General features: G+C 62.3%; 18 protein-coding genes. 10 read left to right on the top strand and 8 right to left on the bottom strand.

What is annotated here, in order from left to right; all coding sequences use genetic code 11:
* Positions 1-99 precede the first annotated feature (99 nt).
* The gene (locus AAFG13_RS11570) at positions 100-1,443 is read right to left on the bottom strand and encodes a PLP-dependent aminotransferase family protein (RefSeq protein WP_342712060.1); all 1,344 of its coding nucleotides are present in this window, start codon (positions 1,441-1,443) and stop codon (positions 100-102) included.
* A gap of 181 nt (positions 1,444-1,624) precedes the next feature.
* On the opposite strand from AAFG13_RS11570, the gene AAFG13_RS11565 reads away from it, so the two are divergent.
* Positions 1,625-1,861, top strand: a complete 237-nt coding sequence (locus AAFG13_RS11565; RefSeq protein ID WP_342712059.1) for a DUF1127 domain-containing protein — start codon at positions 1,625-1,627, stop codon at positions 1,859-1,861.
* 377 nt (positions 1,862-2,238) lie between these two features.
* Positions 2,239-4,680: an EAL domain-containing protein gene (locus tag AAFG13_RS11560; RefSeq protein ID WP_342712058.1), complete on the top strand. Its 2,442-nt coding sequence runs from the start codon at positions 2,239-2,241 to the stop codon at positions 4,678-4,680.
* Between the two features lie 65 nt (positions 4,681-4,745).
* Here AAFG13_RS11560 and AAFG13_RS11555 read toward each other — a convergent pair whose 3' ends face one another.
* Complete coding sequence (locus tag AAFG13_RS11555) at positions 4,746-4,964, bottom strand: hypothetical protein (protein WP_212310088.1); 219 nt, start codon at positions 4,962-4,964, stop codon at positions 4,746-4,748.
* A gap of 655 nt (positions 4,965-5,619) precedes the next feature.
* Here AAFG13_RS11555 and AAFG13_RS11550 point away from each other — a divergent pair.
* Complete coding sequence (locus tag AAFG13_RS11550; protein WP_283815068.1) at positions 5,620-5,754, top strand: hypothetical protein; 135 nt, start codon at positions 5,620-5,622, stop codon at positions 5,752-5,754.
* 440 nt (positions 5,755-6,194) lie between these two features.
* On the opposite strand, the gene AAFG13_RS11545 is transcribed toward AAFG13_RS11550, so the two are convergent.
* The 6 genes from AAFG13_RS11545 to AAFG13_RS11520 form a co-directional block, all read right to left on the bottom strand.
* Entirely contained in the window at positions 6,195-6,875 is a 681-nt protein-coding gene (locus AAFG13_RS11545) for a Crp/Fnr family transcriptional regulator (protein WP_342712057.1), read from the bottom strand.
* Positions 6,876-7,596: 721 nt separating this feature from the next.
* The gene (locus AAFG13_RS11540) at positions 7,597-8,148 is read right to left on the bottom strand and encodes a hypothetical protein (protein WP_342712056.1); all 552 of its coding nucleotides are present in this window, start codon (positions 8,146-8,148) and stop codon (positions 7,597-7,599) included.
* On the bottom strand, positions 8,145-8,513 hold the full coding sequence (locus AAFG13_RS11535; protein ID WP_212310086.1) for a hypothetical protein: 369 nt from the start codon (positions 8,511-8,513) through the stop codon (positions 8,145-8,147). Before AAFG13_RS11535 ends, AAFG13_RS11540 begins: the two co-directional genes overlap by 4 nt.
* A 36-nt stretch (positions 8,514-8,549) precedes the next feature.
* Positions 8,550-8,855, bottom strand: coding sequence for a hypothetical protein (locus tag AAFG13_RS11530; protein WP_342712055.1), 306 nt, complete (start codon positions 8,853-8,855; stop codon positions 8,550-8,552).
* Between the two features lie 144 nt (positions 8,856-8,999).
* Positions 9,000-10,007, bottom strand: coding sequence for a MarR family transcriptional regulator (locus AAFG13_RS11525; protein ID WP_249131627.1), 1,008 nt, complete (start codon positions 10,005-10,007; stop codon positions 9,000-9,002).
* Positions 10,008-10,243: 236 nt separating this feature from the next.
* On the bottom strand, positions 10,244-10,453 hold the full coding sequence (locus AAFG13_RS11520) for a hypothetical protein (RefSeq protein WP_212310809.1): 210 nt from the start codon (positions 10,451-10,453) through the stop codon (positions 10,244-10,246).
* A gap of 535 nt (positions 10,454-10,988) precedes the next feature.
* Between AAFG13_RS11520 and AAFG13_RS11515 the strand changes: the two genes are divergently transcribed.
* The 7 genes from AAFG13_RS11515 (at position 10,989) to rpoH (ending at position 14,966) form a co-directional block, all read left to right on the top strand.
* Complete coding sequence (locus tag AAFG13_RS11515) at positions 10,989-11,312, top strand: hypothetical protein (protein ID WP_212310084.1); 324 nt, start codon at positions 10,989-10,991, stop codon at positions 11,310-11,312.
* A 17-nt stretch (positions 11,313-11,329) separates the two neighbouring features.
* Positions 11,330-11,560, top strand: a complete 231-nt coding sequence (locus AAFG13_RS11510; RefSeq protein ID WP_342712054.1) for a hypothetical protein — start codon at positions 11,330-11,332, stop codon at positions 11,558-11,560.
* A gap of 134 nt (positions 11,561-11,694) precedes the next feature.
* A complete protein-coding gene (locus AAFG13_RS11505; protein ID WP_212310082.1) occupies positions 11,695-12,180 on the top strand; it encodes an Hsp20/alpha crystallin family protein in 486 nt (161 codons plus the stop codon).
* Positions 12,181-12,623: 443 nt separating this feature from the next.
* Positions 12,624-13,079 (top strand): Hsp20 family protein, encoded by a 456-nt coding sequence (locus AAFG13_RS11500; RefSeq protein ID WP_212310081.1) that lies wholly within the window; start codon positions 12,624-12,626, stop codon positions 13,077-13,079.
* A 72-nt stretch (positions 13,080-13,151) separates the two neighbouring features.
* Positions 13,152-13,472: a hypothetical protein gene (locus AAFG13_RS11495; RefSeq protein WP_342712053.1), complete on the top strand. Its 321-nt coding sequence runs from the start codon at positions 13,152-13,154 to the stop codon at positions 13,470-13,472.
* Positions 13,473-13,488: 16 nt separating this feature from the next.
* Positions 13,489-13,998: a hypothetical protein gene (locus AAFG13_RS11490; RefSeq protein ID WP_212310080.1), complete on the top strand. Its 510-nt coding sequence runs from the start codon at positions 13,489-13,491 to the stop codon at positions 13,996-13,998.
* A 20-nt stretch (positions 13,999-14,018) separates the two neighbouring features.
* Positions 14,019-14,966 carry an RNA polymerase sigma factor RpoH gene (gene rpoH / locus AAFG13_RS11485; RefSeq protein ID WP_212310079.1) on the top strand — a complete coding sequence of 316 codons (948 nt, stop codon included), beginning with the start codon at positions 14,019-14,021 and terminating at the stop codon, positions 14,964-14,966.
* Positions 14,967-15,097: the final 131 nt, after the last annotated feature.

Raw genomic sequence — 15,097 nt, 5'->3', positions numbered from 1 at the left:
TGGCGCTCGGATCAACGAGAATAGGCCGCTGCGAGTGCAGCGATCGCGAGTGCTATTCGATTCTGGACTACTGCGCCGCTTCGGAGTGAGCGTGCGACGTCATTCCGTCGAATCGAAATCCTCCTCGGTCGCGCTCAGCATTCCCGCCAGGGTCCGCAGGCCGAGGTCGAGTTGCTCCATCGGCGGCGCGGCAAGCGCGAGCCGCACCGCATTGGGCGCGTGTCCCGGCGTGGCGGCGAAGGTGGTCGACGGCGTCAGTGCGATGTCGCGGCGGGCCGCGGCCGCGACCAGGGTCTGCGAGCGCCAGTGCGGCGGCAAGGTCAGCCACAGATGATAGGATTTCGGGTTGGTCTGGATCTCGAAATCGGCCAGATGCTTGGCCGCGATCTGCTGGCGGCGGCCGGCGTCGATCCGCTTCAGCCGTGACAGTTCGGCGGCGGTGCCGTCGGCCATCAGCCGCTGTCCGGCGGCGAAGGCGTAACCCGATGCCGTCCAGCCGCCCGAGCGCACCGCGGCCATGATGCTTTCGCGCAGCCGCGGCGGCGGGACGATGAAGCCGAGCGCAAGGCCGGGCGCGACCTTCTTCGACAGGCTGTCGAGCACGATGCAGCTGTCCGGCGCGAGCGCGGCCAGCGGCACCTCATCGTCGAGGAATCCGTAGACGCCATCCTCGATGACGACGAGGCCGAGCTTCTCCACCACGCGCAACAGCTCGGCGCGGCGCTCGGCCGGCATCGTGATGCTGAGCGGGTTCTGGATCGTAGGCTGGATATAGATCGCGGACAGATGCGCCTCGCGGTGCGCCTTCTGCACCGCGTCGGGGCGTACGCCGTGCTCGTCCATCGCAAGCGGCACCAGCGCGATGCCGAGCCGCGCGGCAATGCCCTTCACGAACGGATAGGTCAGCGCCTCGACGCCGCAGCGGCCGCCGGGCGGTACGACTGCGGCAAGCGCGGAGGCGATGCATTGCCGGCCATTGGCGGTGAACACGATCTGGTCGGGATTCGGCGCCCAGCTCTTGCGCGCCAGGAATTCCGCGGAGATCGTGCGCGCCGCCCGCGTGCCGAAACTGGTCGCCGGCCGCAGCGCACCCTCGAGCACCTCGGGCCGCTCCAGCCCTTCGAGGCTCTTGGCGATCATCGTCGCCTGATGCGGCAGCAGCGGATAGTTGAATTCGAGATCGATGCGGGCGCCGCGCGGCTCGGTCGGAGCGGCGATGCCGCAGCGCGCCTCGCCGGACACGAAGGTGCCGCGGCCGACTTCACCGACCACCAGCCCGCGCCGCAACAGCTCGGTGTAGACCCGGCTCGCCGTCGAGACCGCGATGTTGCGGTCATAGGCGAAATGGCGCTGCGGCGGCAGGCGGTCGCCCGCCTTCAGCGCGCCGCTGGCGATCTCGGCGGCCACCGCATCCGCCAGCTTCAGATATTCGAACCTCGACATTATTGCACCGAGAGCAATGTTTTACTTGCTCCGAGTAATGTACCGGATCATTTAAGAGGGAACAAGCCCATGATTGCACCGAGGAGCGCGCAAGCGATCCGAGGTTACGACGGCGCAGGTGTCGAAACGGCATTCGCGTCAACGGCATAGCTTTGCCGTTCGGGCATCGAAGGAGATGACAATGACGACGATATACTCAGCTGCGGCATCGCCCGTGCGGTCCAGCATGATGGGCGGATTGCTCCGATTGCTCCGAGTGTGGGGCGATGCACTTGCGACCTATTGGGTGCGCCGGGAGGCGATCAAGACGCTGCGCCAGCTCGATGACCGGACGCTACGCGATATCGGAATCTCGCGCTGCCAGATCGAGCCAGCCGTCGCCGGCGACCTCGATATCGAGCTGGTGCGGATCCGCTGAACAGAAGCGTGGTGCGACGGCTTCGCGTGATCGGAGCGGTCGCATCGCGGACGGCCGCGATGGCTCGCTGCGCGGCTTTAACCAACCAGTATTTGAGCGTGGCGAAGAACTGTTCAGGTTAGGTCGCGTCCGGACACTTGGTGCCGGTTGCGGAATTCACCGAAACTACACCAAAGAAGCGGAAGAACCCCGGTTTGTCGCCGCCATCGCTCCAAGGTTGTGACGCTCCATGCTAGCGTATTGGTTGCATGCGCTAGCGTTGTAGTTGGGGACCGATGGCCGCTCGCAAATTGTCGCAAGGGCAGGCCCCGACCCGGGAAGCGCGCCGCCGCTGGCATGAGGAGCGGTCGCTGCGGTGCGCCATCAGATTGGCCCGCATGGGTTACTGGGAGTCGCAGAGCGCCGCCGCGACCGATCTCTGGATATCGCCCGAGCTTGCTGCCTTCTACGAATTCGAGACGGTCGACGGCTTCATTCCCATCGCTACGGTGCGCGAGCGCTATCTTCCTGAAAGCCGGAAGGTTCTGGAGGCGCATTACGCGGCCTGCTGGGCGGAGGGGCAGCCCTATGCGGTGCGGACGCGGCTCCGCAGTCCCGATGGCAGCCTGCTCGACTGCGTGGTCCATGGCGAGCCGGAATTCGACGCGCGCGGTCAGGTCCGACGCGTGTCCGGCATTGTCCGCGACGTCACGGAGGAGACCTCCGCGCTGCGGCGCCTGACGGAGAGCGAGCAACGGCTGGCCGATTTTGTCTCGACCGCCTCGGACTGGTGCTGGGAGAGCGACGCTGCCCACCGGCTACTGCCCTATCCCAAATCGCTGGCCGGCAATGCGGCCTTCCAGACGGTGGCGTCCGGCGGCAAGGCGCGCTGGGAACTGGCTTATGCGCCCGAGGACGGCGAGGCCATGGCGCGGCACCGGGCCGACATGGAGGCCCATCGCCCTTTTCGCGACTTCACCTATACGCTGATCGGCCAGGATGGCTCGCGCGTCAGTATCTGCACCAGCGGCAAGCCGATCTACGCCGATGACGGCAGCTTTCTCGGCTATCGCGGCACGTCCAGCGACATCACCCAGCTCAGGGCGGCCAAGGCCTTGCTCGACCAGCGCACGCGCGCGCTGGAGGAAGCCCACCGGCTCGGCAAGATCGGCACCTGGAGCTACCGCCTGGACACCGCCCGCACGACCTGGGCGCCCGAACTCTACCAGCTGCTCGGCTTCGACCCCGACACGTTCGAGCCGACCGATGAGAGCATGAGGCCCTATTTCCTGGACGGCGACGCCGACCGCTTCAAGGACCTGCAGAGGAGGGTCGTCCGCACCCGCAGGACCGAGGCCACCGACCTCCGCATCTTGCACGCGGACGGCACGGCCCGCGATCTGGCTGTCATCTGCAAGGCGGAGGTCGCCCACGACAAGGTCATCGGCATCATCGGCACCGTGCAGGACGTCACCGAGCGCAAGGAGGCTGAGCGCCAACTCGAGCAGCTCGCCTATACCGACCCTTTGACCGGCCTCGCCAATCGTGCGCTGTTCACGCGCCAGCTCGCCGCCCTGATCGAGGGCTGCACGCGGCAAGACCGACGCGCCGCGCTGCTGCTCATCGATCTCGATCGCTTCAAGGAGGTCAATGATTCCCTCGGCCATGCCGCCGGCGACAAATTGCTGATCCAGGTGGCGGCTGCGCTGCGGCAGGAGCTGGGGCCGCGCGCTTTCATCGCCCGGCTCGGCGGTGACGAATTCGGGGTGCTGGCGGAAGGATGCGGCATGTCCGACGCCGCGCTGACGGGACTTGCCGATCGGCTCATCGGCAAGCTGTCGGTCCCCGTCGATCTCGCCGAGGGCGAGGCCTTCGTCGGCGCCACCATCGGCATCGCCCGCCTGCCGGAGCATGGGGCGACGGCGGAGACCGCGGTACGCAACGCGGACCTCGCGCTCTATATGGCCAAGGAGGCCGGGCGCGGCCGGGCGCAACTGTTCGAGCCGGTCTATGCCCAGGCCGTCGATCAAAGGCTCGATCTCGGCCGGCATCTGCGCCACGCCGTGGAGGCTGGCACCCTTCAGGCGCATTACCAGCCGCAAGTGGACCTGAGGACCGGCCGCGTCACCAGCTTCGAGGCGCTGCTGCGCTGGACCCATCCCGAGCGCGGGCCGATCTCGCCGGCAGAGTTCATCCCGATCGCCGAAAGCTCCGGGCTCATCGTCGATCTAGGCCTGTGGGTGCTGCGCGAGGCCTGCCGGCAGGGCCGCGCCTGGCTCGATGCCGGGTTGCCGCCGCGCTCCGTCTCGGTCAACGTCTCGCCGGCGCAGATCTGGAACGTGGATTTCGATGCGGCCGTCGCGGCCGTGCTGGCGGAGACCGGCTTTCCGGCGAAGCTGCTCTGCCTGGAGCTGACCGAAAGCCTGTTCGTGGATCATACCGAGCAGCGCATCAGCCGCACGCTGACGGCGCTCTCCGGTCTCGGAGTCCGACTGGCGCTCGACGATTTCGGTTCGGGCTATTCCTCGCTCGGCTATCTGACGCGCCTGCCGTTCCACTGGCTGAAGGTCGACCGCGCCTTCGTGGATGGCATTTCCACCGCGCCGGAGAAGCGCAAGCTGCTCGGCGGCATCATCGCGCTGTCGCACGGGCTCGGCATGACCGTCGTGGCGGAGGGGGCCGAATTGGCGGCCGAAGTGGACGTGCTCGGCGGGCTCGATTGCGACCTGGTGCAGGGCTTCGTGTTTTCCCCGCCCGTCGCCGCCGACAAGGCGCCGCTGGTGGCGGCCAGCATCGAGCGCGAGGCGTGCCGGATCCAGCCAAAACGGAATCGCCTCTAGGCGAAGGCCTGCGAAGCCAAGGGCAAGATCACGGAAGACAACTGAGGCGGCCTATCTATTGTCGTTCAGGTTGAAGCCTCTGCGCTGACGAAAACATCGAACACCTCGTAAGCCTGCTGCGGCGTCTTTCCTTCCTTGAATGCGCTTGCGAAACTGAAGATCGCGTCCGCCAAAAGGAATTCTTCCGGGACAGGAAACAGGGTGCGAAGTTCGGCGAGCCAGCTCGCGTAGGAGGGTGGGTTGAACTTACCCAAGGTGTAGTTATCGCTGAATGAGGTGCGCATTTAGGTCGGAGCCTTCAGGCCGGGCGAGGCAAGCCACTCGGTCATGTGCGAGGCGGTCTCAATCTGCCGTGCTCTCCGGATCAACCTCTCACGCTCAATACCTGGCGGAGTGCCCCTCGCTAGCTTGCGAAGTCGCTCTGCCTCATCGGCAAGGCGGTTGTATAGAGGTTCGCCTTGTGGCTGGTAACGGCGTCGCTGCATGTCGCTGCTCCTCTGTTGGAGAAGGCGGGAGCGCGTGATGGCGTTCTCATCACCGTGGGGCCAATAAGGCGGTGCGGTGATCGAGGTAATCTGGCATGTCCGGTAGCCGACATACTGGTCAATATTGACCACATCGACAGAAGTTAACGGCGCACATGAAATAGGACGCCATAACGATAGCCGGTTGCGTCTCGATCGCACTTACCTTGCTGATCCTAATCCTCGTCTTCGCCAGTATGGATGAACAAAAAATAGGGCCGTTCGTGACCGGGACGGACCGAACGGCCCCAGCCAGCCCACAGTACTAAAATGGGAAGAATGGGCTGACACCCAAGTTACGGGGCAACCAGGTAATCGGTTGCGCGAGCCAATGGCGGAACTAACTCAAATTGAGTTGGTTTTTCATTATTGGTGTCAGTTCGGAAGTCCGGTTATGTGTAACAAGTGCTCGGAGTTGGACGAGAAGATCGCGCACTACCGTTCGCTCAGGATCCGGATCACGGATCAACTGACCCTAAGCGGCCTCTCGCTCTTGATCGAGCAGTACGAAGCCGAGAAGCGCGAGCTCCATCCCGAACCGAAAAAGTAAGGCCGAGCGGCGAATGCGAAGAGGTTTCATCTGCGGCGCTTTCTCGACCGCTCGACCAACAGCTGCCAGCTGGCAAGCGGTACAACGGTGCGGCTTACGGTTCCGCGCTCGCACGCCTCAAGGCCGCCGGTTCAATTCGGCGGGTTTTTCTGTCGGTTTTGGGGGAAACGGCGAGGGGCTGATCCGGCTTTTTAGATTGATGCCTTTCGGGCCGGCCCGCTTCCACTGGCCGCGCAAATCTGGCGGCCCACCGCCGTTCGAACTTTCTTTGAATATCGCGAGGAACGTCGCTCATAACCCACCTTCAGGTCCACCCCTCGATAGAGCCTCAACGCGCAAGGCGCTCTAAAGGATCCTCATTCGCGTGACGCGGTCCTTTTTCTTTTCAGGCGAACAGGTCGTTTCTGGCCGGGAGAATCTTCACGTACGTCCTCCCGCTCTTACAATTCGCGCTTGATCTCGGGCTTGTCGTACAAGACCGCGTTCAGCAATGAACTGTTGACCTCGATTTTTCCGTTGTAGCTGATGAAGCCGAGCTTGCGGAATCTGTTCATGAAGAAGCTGACGCGGGATCGCGTCGTTCCAATCATTTCGGCCAATGTCTCCTGGCTGATATTTGGACTGATCGGTTGAGGGCTGCCCTCCTTGCCGAAATTCGCCAGTAGGAGCAGCAGGCGCGCCAACCGTTTTTCACTGGAGTTGAAGAGCTGGTCGATCAGGTCCTCTTCAATCCGGCTGTTGCGTGTCAGCAGATAGGCCATGAACAGCTCGGAAAATTTGGGTTCATCGTGCAATGCCGCGACCATGGCGGTCTTCGTTATCGCGGTCACTAGGCATTCCTCCATCGCTGTCGTCGTCGCGATACGCAGCGAATGGCCGTTCATGCAGCCTTCGCCAAAGAACTGGCCGGGCTCCAAAATGCCGACCACGGCTTCCTTGCCTTGCTCGGATATGACAACAACCTTGACCCGGCCTTTCTGGATATAGAAAACCTTGTCTGCCACGTCGCCCTGCGCAAAGACGATCTCATCCTTGCGAAACGCGAGAATGGTCTTCCCTTCGCCTACCTTGGCGAGAAACTCCTTGGGATCAAATATGGCGTGGTTGGCATTTTCTGGCATGTCCCGTTTCGTCCCCGCGCGGTGGGACGCCCAGCTTACCATTCAGCCGCCGGCTTTCGAAGTAAAAGTGCCGCACAGTGGAAGCGCAGCCGGAATGGGAGCACCGGGCTGCCGACAAGCTGATGGAGCGGTCAGCAGGCGAAGTCCGAGCCGGACCCCAGATCGCAAACACCGACTAGAGTGGCGGCTAGATCGCAGCTGCAAAACTTCCAGTCGTCTTGCATTCCGGGCACTGGAAGGTGCGGACTTCATGACCGGGTTGAGCAGGTTCAATGCAAGCCAACCGCATAGGCTTGCCACACCTGGAGCACGGAAGAATTCCGATCTCCGCGCGACTGAATAGCGGATTTGGTTGGACAGATGACATCATGCTTTCCCCTGTATTGGGCGGGAGCATTATCTCCGTCGCCGGTAACTGCCTATTCGGACGGCGATGAAGCCGGTCTAGCCCAATGCGCCAATGCGAGGCTGGTCAATATTGCTCACATCGGAAAAGTTAAACGAAGGCGCACGAAATCAACTCCAACCCGCACATGAAATAAATCCATTGTCGCAGGAACCTCTTATCGACTGACTCTATTTGCGCCCTGCGAGGCAGCCGGGTGGCGCAGGACACCGCGTCCGGCACACGGATGCAGCCGCGCTGCATGCCGATGCCCCGGCCGAGGAACGTGACCCCGCCGAAGCCGACTAGAGCACAAGTCGATCTCGATCACCGAGCCTAGCGCGCTTCCGCGGAAATGCGATAGGCCTGATGGCAGGCAACGCAATTCCTCATCGTATCGGCAAGGGTCTTGTTGATCTTCGCCGCCGGCGCGCGCGCAGCCGCCTGCTCGGCGATCTGGTCAAAGCCGCTACGGACCGAGCCGATCATCGCCTTCCAGGCGTCGCTTTCCTTGGCCGCCAGGGTGGGAGGCCGGACCAGCGCGGCATTGGCCTTGCGGCCGCGTGCCGCTGCTTCGCGTGCGACCAGATCCAGATCGCCCGAGCCAAGCCCTTCCTCGACTTCCACGACGGTGGCCAGGAACAGTCGCATCTGCTCCAGCACGAAGGCTTTCTCCGCGTCCGTTCGTTGCACCGGCTCTCGTGTATCGGTCGGTTGCTCAGCCCCTGCCGGACACGCAATTGCGCCAAGCAATGCAAGAACGGCGATGACGATCGGAGCGATCCGGTAACGCATGCTGCTAGTCCTTCGATTAACGCCGCGCATGATAGAGCCGATAAGAGGCGATGGACCGTTCGCCGCGGTGAACATCGTCTGGTGCCGGATCATTTCCGCTCCACCAGAAGGGCTCGACAGTCCGATTCGCCAGCATTTTCAGCCGTATGCGAGGAAGTCACAGGGCCCGCGCTGGCCACTCCGGCCTTGTTCTTCAGTTCGCGCGTCGTGCCGTCCGGATTGTGGACCCGCACGGTGCAGTCATCGAGCGCGTAGACCACGAAAGGAAGAGGGTGCGAGTGCGCCTTGTCCGTCGCACCTTTCTTCCAGGTGGCCGCGATCACACGAAAGTTCTGATCTTCGAAGATGACCTTATAGACCGTCGGGTCGGCCTGGTAGGAGGGAGGAGCGTTCTGCGCCGCGGCCGAACCGATCCAGATAGCCGCAACACTTAGTCCGAACATCGAACGTCTGATCATAGCCAAATCCTTTTCGGGAGAAATATCGAGGAAGCGCTAGAGCAGACCTTGGGCGGCGGCATTGTCGCGATCGACCTGCCGTTGCCCGACGGTCGACAGCTCTCTGCTGCACGCAGCGAACGTGTCCGTGCCCGCGCCCAGTCCGAACATTTTACAGAACCGGCGATCCTCCTCGGCAACCATCCGCACAACGTCATCATGTGCGGCGGCGCGCATGGCGGGACCTGAGATAAAGGCGGCGTAGAGGCCAAAAGCGGCCAATATCGCAATGAACGCGCCGCATACCAGCGGACGGAGCGGCACGGCAGTTGAGCCGCGCGCGCCGCTATCAATCCCGGTCATCAAAATCGTCCTCAAAAAGAATGGAAACTGAAAATATGGCCATTGGGCAATGGTTGGCCGCGGATTGAGTCTAGCCGTTCCAAGCAAAGTGCAGTCGGAAAACTTTGCGCCTATCGAATGCGCAAAGAAAAGTCGCCGGCAGGATCAGTCCGCGATCAAAAGCTGGTCGGCGGAGCTGCGCCGAGCCTCCGTCCAGTTGCGCATCGCCACGAGATTGACCGCATCATGCAGGTACATTCCAACTGCAAGGCCATGATCGTAGCTCACCCAGTGGCGCGGCGTGATTTCGATGCTCCTCCCACCGCGTCCCATGATCCTGACAAGACCGGCCGCCTGCGCGGCGTTCATCAGGTTGCGGATATGAGTTCGTGAAACGCCGAAGCGATCCGCCACATCCATGTAGGGGATCGCCGCGGTCGGGTCGCCTGCATCCATGGCGGCCCTCAGGACCGCATTCTGAATCAGCGGCCCCGCGGCATGGGAAAAAAACAGCATCGTGTCGGGCAGCGTCATCATGAGGCGAACTGAGACCGGAAAGAATGCGAGGCCCACGCGGCAATGGGTCACGTTGAAGGCCTGATCTCGCGACAGCACCGGGCCGTAATCATGATCGGGATACAGCTTTGCAAGCGGCACGAAATGCGTCGCAAGCCATTCGGCGTGATGCGAGCGCAGCTTGTCGGTGGTCGCCAGGAGCCGCACGCGTCGGTCGGACGGCGCGCGGCTCTGCTCGATAAAGCCGACCTCGCACAGCCGTGCCAGGAGATGATCGACCTGGCGGTCGCTCACCTGTCCGTGCATATTGAGTTGCCGCTTCAGGGCCGAGACCGTGAACCATGTTTCGCGTCGCGCCGGATCCTGCGCGGCTTCGAGCACCGCTGCGCTCAGGAAGACGAGGAATCGGCCGGCCTGTAGCAGCAGGCGAACCAAGAACGGATCACCCTCGTACAAATCACAGAAAGCCGCGACATAGGCGCGTCGCGCTTCCGGGAGGCCGGGATGGCTCACAATCTCCTCGAAGCTCAGCCGCAACTTGCGGCCCGCGAGGCGCTCGAGTTCGTCCTTTTCCAAGGCTGCCCCCAGTCTTGAAGTTGCGAGAGTACAAGGCCACCCCGAGGCTAGCAATGTCTCTCCTGCAATTTTGGCCTCCAAGCTCGTAACGGTCAGAAGCTGAACTCGATGTGAGCACAAGGGGCCGCTGTGGAGTGCGTGGCGACCGGTCACCGTCGGTGACCGCCTTGTTGAGGCTGAGCGCCGGTGAGGCTCTGGCGCTTGACGTCCTTTGCCTGATAGTGACGAGAAGGCAGCCTCCCGCCGCAGGTCAAGAAGGTCAGCCGGGGAGGCGACGGCGGTAAGGGCCGTGCCGTCCGAGGGCATCGGCCGTCGCATCAGAACAGTCTCGTCCGCATCGGATCGCACGGCCGCGAAACCGGTTCGATGCTTGAAATCGACTGCGGCGCTGCGGCCGGCGGCTCGATGTGCCGATCGGAACTGGCGGGTTCGGGCCGGTCACCCAGCAACAGTAGCCCCGCCACCAGCATCAGGGCTGCGCAGAGAATGGTGAAACCGGCGGCAACCAAGTCTCGGTAATCGTCCATCCTGTTTCTTGCTGTCTCAGTTCACGCTCAGGATTCGTGCATCTCGGATTCCGGTCAGCCGCCGAACACCGGCGCAGTGTCGACCTGCCCGCTGGCCACAAAAGAGCGTGGCGAAGGTCGTTACGGCAAAACCGGCGATTGGCACCGGCTGAATCTGACTGGGCGGCCTGAAGCCTCAACCGTTCAGAGCGACGATCGTTCAAAGTGAACCGACGCACCGGCTGGAAGGTCGCAAAAAATTTTGCCCGAGCCCTTGAACGGCGTTTTTTCGATTCCCAAGTCGGTTGCCGCCGGGAGGCCGTGGAGGTCAAAACCCGACACAGCGGCGCCGGCGATGGACTTCCGATGAGGCCATCACGACGATGGCCGGCTCACGCTCGAAGGAGAAAGGAGAGACATACCAGGAGACCCAAGATGAGCAGACGCATGCAAACTCGATCGCGCAAAAGCGGGACGGCTGTACTGCATTGGCTCATGTTCGTCCTCAGCTTTCTGACGATCGGATGGATCAGCTTCGTACCGACAGGAGGATGAGATGGCCAGGAATCAAAAACCCGTCTCCGCCACGCTCGAGACTTTCAGCCGTAGCCGGAGATTTATCGCCGGCACCTTCGCATTGGCGATGTTGTCGCCGACCGGCGCCATTGCCATGGACAGCACGCCCAAAGCTATGTCCGATCGAGCCGGCCATGTATTGCCGCTCCCACCCGTCCGCTATCTCGATTCGATGCGCTGGATGGATTGGAAGCCCGGCGCGCCGCTGTTCAAGGTCGACACCCTGCTGCTGCCGGACAGCAGCCACCCCGGCATGTTCCGCCTTCCCTGGGATGACGAGCGGGACCTGCCCCGTGTCAGCTGAAGCCGACGAGGCCGAAGATGTCCAAGCCTGCATCCTGGCCGCCCGTATCGCAGGGCGGGCGGCCGCTTCCGCAGAACGTGCGCGCTTTTCTCGTCGACAGCGAACGTCGCGTCGTGTCGCACTGCCAAAAGCAGCTGGCGCAGCATGACCTGCCGGGTGAACTCCGGCAGAGGTTGCTCCGCCTGGCCGCGGCAGCCGAGGACCAGATGCAACGCCTTGCAGGCGCGCACGAGATCAAAGCAGCTTAAAAATCAAAGGAGGCGCTTGAAAGAACCGCAGATCTTGACCGCAGCCACAGTATCGGGACGCCGGGTGTGGGCACGTGCGCCCGCACCGCCCCGTATCAACAGGAGAACAAACCCGTATCAGCAGGAGAAGAAACATGGCTATTCGTGATCTCATTCCCTGGACAAAGAACCAGGAGCTTGCGCCCGTGCGCGATACCTACGATCCCTTCATGACGTTGCATCGGGAGATGAATCGTCTGTTTGACGATGTGTTTCGCGGCTTCGGCGGCACCGGTCCGCTCATGGAGGGCCGCTTCGGCTGGCCAAGGCTCGAGCTGAACGATGGCGACAAGAACCTGACCATCTCGGCGGAGCTGCCCGGCATGACGGAGAAGGACGTCCAGGTCGAAATTGCCAATGGCGTCCTGACCATCCGCGGTGAGAAGAAAGCCGAGCGCAACGGCGAGGGCAAATACTTCACCGAGCGCTATTACGGCTCTTTCGAGCGCCAGATCCCGCTCGAGGGCGTGCACGAGGACAGGGCGGAGGCATCGTTCAAGAACGGCGTCCTGACGATCTCCTTGCCGAAATCCGACAAACCGCGAGAAGGCGTCAAGCGCATTGCTATCAACACCCATTAGCGGGCGACGAGATCGTGCTGGATCGCCATCGCGCTTTGGCTTCTTGTCTGAACATGGACATCTTCGGAAAACCGCATCCCGCTTTTCCGGATCGTACTCCAGGCCAAATCATGCGGGCAGCGCTGAAGGCGCCGCCCGCATTGCTGCGCCCTTGGTGAACGGGCGTTTCCCTGGCCAATGCACCGGGCCGCAGTCTTCATCGGCGCAACCGGGGCCGACGGAGCTCCCTCGGTGTTTGTTAACGAAAGCCGGAGGCGCCGGGCCGCCGCTGACGGTCTCCAGAAAATTTTCTGCCCCCCTCTTGAAACCAAAAGCGACCTTGCTAATTTTTTTGTCGCCACCAAGCGGTGGCGTCTGGGCGCCGCAAGGGCCCGGGCACTGAGGCGGGCACCGGTAGTGTCCGGTGTCGCTCGTATCCATCTTGCTCTTAGGAGGATTTGGCTATGCGCACTTACGACTTCTCTCCCTTGTGGCGCTCGACCGTTGGCTTCGACCGCCTGTTCGACCTCGCGGAAATGGCCCAGCGGGCCGGCGAGGACAACTATCCCCCCTACAATATCGAACGGCTGGCGGAGGACCGCTATCAGATTTCGCTGGCGGTTGCCGGTTTTGCGCCCGGCGATATCACGATCACGGCCGAGCAGAACGTGGTCACGATCGAAGGCAGCAAGTCCGACAAGGCCGAGCGGGACTTCCTCTATCGCGGAATCTCGACCCGCAACTTCAAGCGCCAGTTCAATCTGGCGGACTATGTCCAGGTCAAGAGCGCCGCGTTCGACAATGGCCTGCTCAAGATCGAGTTGGTCCGGGAAATCCCGGAAGCCATGAAGCCGCGCCGGATCGCGATCAACGGCGCACCGGCCGACAACGTCCAGAAGCTTGAAGCCAAAGCAGCCTAGTCAAGGCTCCGGTTGGCAGCCGCGCGACGCGTTGCGCGGCCGCCGCTCGTCGTCAATGAAAAGGAGGATACCATGCGGCCGACGACCGCCGACGACAATGTTTTCGACTTCAACGCGCTGCTTCATCCCGGCACCGTCTTCGAGCACCCGAAGGATGTGGTGAATCACCCGGTCCTCACAGTCGCCGAGAAGCGAGCAATTCTGGCATCCTGGGCGTCGGATGCCTCTGCAATCGCATCCTGCCCTTCGATGCGTTCGCCTGCCGGACTGAAGAAGCCGGTTTCGATCGACGAGATACTGGAAGCGCTGTGCGATCTCGATGGCGGTCCCCGGAATTCTCCCGGAGGCAAGCCCTGCCGATTGCGCTCTACCGAACGTGCCATCGCTGCCTGAGGCCGGGGGGTGGATCATGCTCGAAGCGAACCTGCAACGGCTGCGCGCGCACCGAAGGAATATCGACCGCTATCGCAGGCTGCTCGCAACGCGTCTTTCGGACCTTGAACGCCGCTATATCGAGCGCCGATTGAGCGAAGAGCAGGCCTCTGCGACAGGACTTCTGCGAGACGCGTTCCCCGACCGCCTCTGCGCGCTGCTGCCGAGGATCGAGGGACGCACGACAACGCTTGAAATGGCCGCGCTGCTGGACCCGGCCGGTGCATTCGCTCATCCGATGGACGTCGTCGACGACTGCGATCTGACGCCGTACGAGAAGCGGGCAATCCTGTCATCCTGGGCCGCAAACGGTTGCGCGGTTGCGGGACCAAGCCAGCCCTCTCAGGATAATGCCGTCAGCTTCGACGACATCGTTGATGCCCTGCACCTTGTAGAGCCGGAGCCGGAGGCCGCCACCGATCACGGTAACGGATCTGGACGTCAGCAGGGGCGCGATGGTCCGGACACTGTTTCCATTGACGTCTAGGAAGCTCTTGCGAGGGGCAAATGCATCAAACCGTCTCTCAACTGCAGCCATCCATCGGCAGCGGGCTAACGCACTATCTCGGCCAAATTCGCAAGTTTCCGATCCTGACTCAGGAGGAGGAGACCCGCTTCGCACGGCGCTGGCGTCAGCACGGCGACCGCGATGCAGCCTATCGCCTCGTCACCAGTCATCTGCGCCTCGTTGCGAAGATCGCGATGCGCTACCGGGGCTACGGCTTGCCAATCGCCGACATCGTTTCCGAGGGAAATGTTGGCTTGATGCAGGCGGTGCGGCGCTTTGATCCAGAGCGCGGGATTCGGCTTTCGACCTATGCGATGTGGTGGATAAAGGCGACAATCCAGGAATATGTCCTTCGGTCGTGGTCGCTGGTGAAGATTTCGGCGAGTTCTGCACAGAAGAAGCTGTTCTTCAAACTGAGGCGAACCAGGAGCGCGATTTCGGCGCTCGATGATGGGGATCTGCGACCTGATCAAGCCAAGACAATCTCTGAACGCCTCAAAGTATCTGAACGTGACGTCGTGGATATGGATCGTCGCTTGCGCGGCGACGTCTCCTTGAATTCCCGGCTCAACGACGCGCCGCAGGCGGGTGATGCACTCGAACGACTGGTCGATCCTTCACCTTGCCATGACATCAAGTTCGCTGAAGACGAAGAACTGGCGCAACGTCGCGCAGCCTTGAAAGCTGCCATTCAAACTCTCAGTCCGCGCGAAAGACATATCTTCACGGTGCGCCAACTCACCGAGGCTCCTCCCAAACTTGACGCGCTCGCGATCGAGTATGGCATCTCGCGCGAGCGCGTCCGCCAAATAGAGTCGCGGGCATTCCAGAAAGTCAAATCCGCGATGCAGCAAGGAGAAACCTGCCGGACGCAGCGCTCAGCCAAATCAACCGACACGCAGTTCGCTCGCCAGTCTGACTCGCTAGGTCTGAGACGCACATGTTAACGCCTGTCGTTCTCTCCCTGCTGATTGCAAATGCCATGGCCGCAACTGGAGTTGCCTTTGCGGCAGGGCTAATCTGCGCCCTTGAGGACCCGTGCAGGCCAATTCCACCATGACCGCAGGCGCAATTCCAC

The organism is Bradyrhizobium sp. B124 (assembly GCF_038967635.1).
Lineage (GTDB): Bacteria > Pseudomonadota > Alphaproteobacteria > Rhizobiales > Xanthobacteraceae > Bradyrhizobium.
This window is presented reverse-complemented; position numbering and strand designations above follow the sequence as displayed.